Source organism: Natronospira sp., assembly GCF_007134575.1.
Classification (GTDB): Bacteria; Pseudomonadota; Gammaproteobacteria; order Natronospirales; family Natronospiraceae; genus Natronospira; species Natronospira elongata.
Genome location: NZ_SLKM01000290.1, coordinates 1 through 3,719 on the forward strand (window position 1 = coordinate 1; position 3,719 = coordinate 3,719).

The 3,719-nt window shown below is 63.2% G+C and carries 3 protein-coding genes; 2 read left to right on the forward strand and 1 reads right to left on the reverse strand.

Features of this window, described 5'->3' with window-relative positions; all coding sequences use genetic code 11:
* On the reverse strand, positions 1–275 hold a 275-nt coding region (locus ACJWXQ_RS11720; RefSeq protein WP_406672867.1), incomplete at its 3' end, for an RsmD family RNA methyltransferase.
* Between the two features lie 254 nt (positions 276–529).
* On the opposite strand from ACJWXQ_RS11720, the gene ACJWXQ_RS11725 reads away from it, so the two are divergent.
* The gene (locus ACJWXQ_RS11725) at positions 530–2,662 is read left to right on the forward strand and encodes a hypothetical protein (protein WP_346052156.1); all 2,133 of its coding nucleotides are present in this window, start codon (positions 530–532) and stop codon (positions 2,660–2,662) included.
* A gap of 228 nt (positions 2,663–2,890) precedes the next feature.
* Positions 2,891–3,719 (forward strand): signal recognition particle-docking protein FtsY (ftsY, locus tag ACJWXQ_RS11730; RefSeq protein ID WP_406672868.1); only part of this gene is annotated, 829 nt, incomplete at its 3' end.

Here is a 3,719-nt window from a genome sequence, read left to right on the forward strand (position 1 = left end):
AGGTGACGATCCCGCTCCACGAACAGCACCGAGGCCGCGCCCCGCGACAGGGCCTCCAGGCCCAGCGCGCCGGTGCCGGCGAACAGGTCCACGACTCGAGCCCCGACTAACTCGGGGCCCAGCCAATTGAACAGGGTTTCGCGCACCCGATCCGGACTGGGACGCACACCGCCGCTTTCCGGGAAACTCAATCGCCGGCCGCGCCAGCGCCCGCCAATGAGCCGAAGCCGGTTGCGGGGGCCGCCTCCACGGGCGGATTGTCTGCGCCGTTTCATTTTCCTGCTCCCAACTGGGGTCGTACGCTTGTTTGAAAGCGCACACCTACCTATAGTTACCGGTGTGTTGTCAAATAACAGGCCGGTTTGCCGTTCTCTGACGGGCCCATCCGCTGTCGTCTCATGACAACAACAGCCGATGGGATCAGAAGGAGCCCCGTCATACCGAATTCCGGTCATGGTATGCGACTGGGTTACGGCGCTCCATACGGGCCCATGCCCAGCCTGGCGTTTTCGCCCTGGAGGAATAAAAAATGTTGAAACGTGTCTTGCCTGTCGCAGCACTGGTCCCGGCCCTTGGCCTGGGTGCCTGCTTCGTTTCCGATTCCGAGAGTACCGATCCCGAACAGAATCCGTCCGATGGCTTCAAGGCCGAGTTCGTGGCCACCGCCCAGGTCCTGCCCTTCGGCAACGATCTCTATCTGGCGGGGAGCGAGGACGGGACTCTGAATATTGTGGTCTCGGACGAGACGGATCTCGGCAATCCCCTGGCCGCCATGAACATGCTGGATGGCTTTTCCAATACCGCCTCGGCCTATGTGAAGACCACCGATGCCATTGACGGTAACTCCATCCAGTACTGGGCTCCGACCGATCCGGGCAATGTGGTGATGGTCGATGTCACCAATCCGGAGGACCCGCAGGTCCTGGTCCCCGGCGAGGATTACGAGGTTGTGGTCTCTGATGTGCAGCATGATGCGCGGATGCGGATGTTCTTCCGCCCCCTGCGTCCGCTGGGCAGTGATCAGGTGGACGGCGACGGCAACCCGGTGCCTTCCCGCTACATGGCCCTGCTGACCAGCGGCCTTGAGAGCACCACCGGTCAGTCGCTGGCGCCTTCCAGACAGTTCGAGACGGTGCGGGACGCTGCCCTGGCCGATCAGGAATTGGACGATCCCACCCTGGAGCAGGTCCGTCAGGCGCTGCAGCCGGCCCTGCAGGCCGCCACCGCGCCGATTCCCTTCGGCCTCGGCTATGAGGGCGAGGAGATTGCCGTGATCTGGACCTTCCAGACTCAGTCGGCCACTTCCAGCCTGGAACTGGTGGCGGATAGTGCCAGCCCGCAGGAAGCGGGGGCCCTGCCCACCGGACTGGACAGCGACGATGCCAATCCGGATCTGGCGGGTCTGGCCGAGATCTGGGTGGGTTTCACCACCGTGCCCTACTACCACGACGCGGATAACCCCCTGAGTGGCTATTGGACCGCCGAGGACGGTGCTGCCCTGACCCGTTTCAACCCCATGCCGGAGGTGCGGGACGATCTGCGGGTGCCCTTGTTCGTGACCGTGCCCAGTGAGGCGGCGCGGATGTCGCCCGAATGTCCGGCGGATGATGTGCCGGCCGACGGCTGGCCGGTGGTGATGTTCCAGCATGGTATTACCGGCAACCGCAGTCAGACCCTGGGTCTGGCCGATGCCTTCGGCTGCCAGGGCTATGCCATGGTGGCCATTGATCACCCCCTGCACGGCATTGTCGACCCGAGCAGCCCGCTCTTCGTTGGCCCGGAAAGCCCGCTGTATGAAATGGGCGTTCGGGAACGGCACTTCTACATGGTCGATGGCGAGCCCTCCGACCCCGCTGATGTACTGGAAGCCGGCGGTGCCTTCGACGACTCCGGCGACCACTACATCAACATTGCCAGCACGCTGAGCAGTCGCGACAATCTGCGCCAGTCGGTGGCCGATCTGCTGCATCTGTCCCAGACCGTGGGCACCATCGCCAATCTGGCTGACGAGGGCGACGGGCCGCAATTCCTGCCGCTGGATGCCGACCGCAAGTTCTTCGTCGGTCACTCCCTGGGTGGCATCGCCGGTACCAGCTTCACCAGCCTGGACGATAGTGTTGGTGCTTCGGTGCTGGCCATGCCCGGTGGCATGATTACCGACCTGTTGCAGGATTCGCCCACCTTTGGCCCACGGATCCGTGCCGGCCTGCGGGAGCAGAACCCCAACTTGCAGCCCGGGCAGCCGCTGTTCGAGAACTTCTTCCGCCAGGCCCAGTCGGTGATCGATGCGGGTGACCCGGCCAATTACGGCGCCGGCGCCCAGGACAGCAATGTCTTCATGATCGAGGTGGACGGTGATTCCGTGGTGCCCAACAGCGCCACCCAGTATCTGGCCGACACCGTGGATCTGACCCAGGTCAGCAGCAACGCCGATAATGTGGAAGGTGGCGGCAGCGGCATTGTTCGCTACATCGCCGGCAACCACGGCTCGCTGCTGCAGCCGGGTGCGGATGACATTGAAAGCATCTGTGCTTTCTTTGCCATTCAGTACCACACCTTCTCCTACATCATTGCCGCGGACATGGGTCTGCCCGCCATTGATGTGGACGGCAGCCATCCCCAGGCACCGGATGCCTGTGCGGGGATTGATGTGGTTGAGTGAGTTGGCTGTTTCAAGCTGACGGGAAAGGCGGCCTTCGGGTCGCCTTTTTTTTGGTAGTTATGATCCGTAGGAGCGGATTCATCCGCGATTGGTCAAAGGGCCTGGCAGGAGGCTTTATCGTGGATGAATCCGCTCCTACGGGTGGGCAAAGATTTTTCGTGGCCCTTACCCGTGGCTGCTTTTTGATACGATAGCGGCTTTGTCCGGACCCAGAAGCGGCCATCCTCAATGAGCGAGAAGAAAGGTTTTTTTCAGATACTGCGCGAACGCCTGAACAAAGGCGATTCAGTGCTTACCCGCGACCTCAGCGAGCTGTTGCCAGGGTCCGGGCCGCCGGATGAGGAGACGCTGGAAGAGATCGAGACGCGGCTGCTGATGGCCGATGTCGGGGTCTCGGCGACCCAGCAGATCATGGATGGCCTGCACGAGCGGCTGGATCGCAAGGCGTTGTCCGACCGGGAGCAATTGCTGGCCGGATTGGAGGCGGAGATTCGGGCGATTCTGGATCCCGTGGATGCGCCACTGGAGCCGGTTCATGAGGGTGACGGTCCCTTCGTGATTCTGGTGGTTGGGGTCAACGGCAGCGGCAAGACCACGACCATCGGGAAACTGGCGCGCCGTTACCGTGACGAAGGGCGCTCGGTCATGCTGGCGGCGGGCGATACCTTCCGCGCGGCGGCGGTGGAACAGCTGCAAACCTGGGGTGAGCGCAATGATGTGCCGGTAATCGCTCACGCCACCGGGGCGGATTCGGCCGCCGTGGCCCATGATGCGGTGCAGTCTGCCAGCTCCCGCGGTGTGGATGTTCTGCTGATTGATACCGCCGGGCGCCTGCACACCCAATCCGGGCTGATGGATGAACTGCGCAAGGTCAAGCGGGTAATTACCCGGGTGATGCCGGATGCCCCCCATGAGGTGTTGCTGGTCCTGGACGGCAGTACCGGGCAGAATGCCATTGCCCAGGCGCGGGAATTCAATCAGGCGGTGACGCTGACCGGCCTGGCGGTGACCAAGCTGGACGGCTCGGCCCGTGGCGGGGTGATCCTGGCCGTGGCCC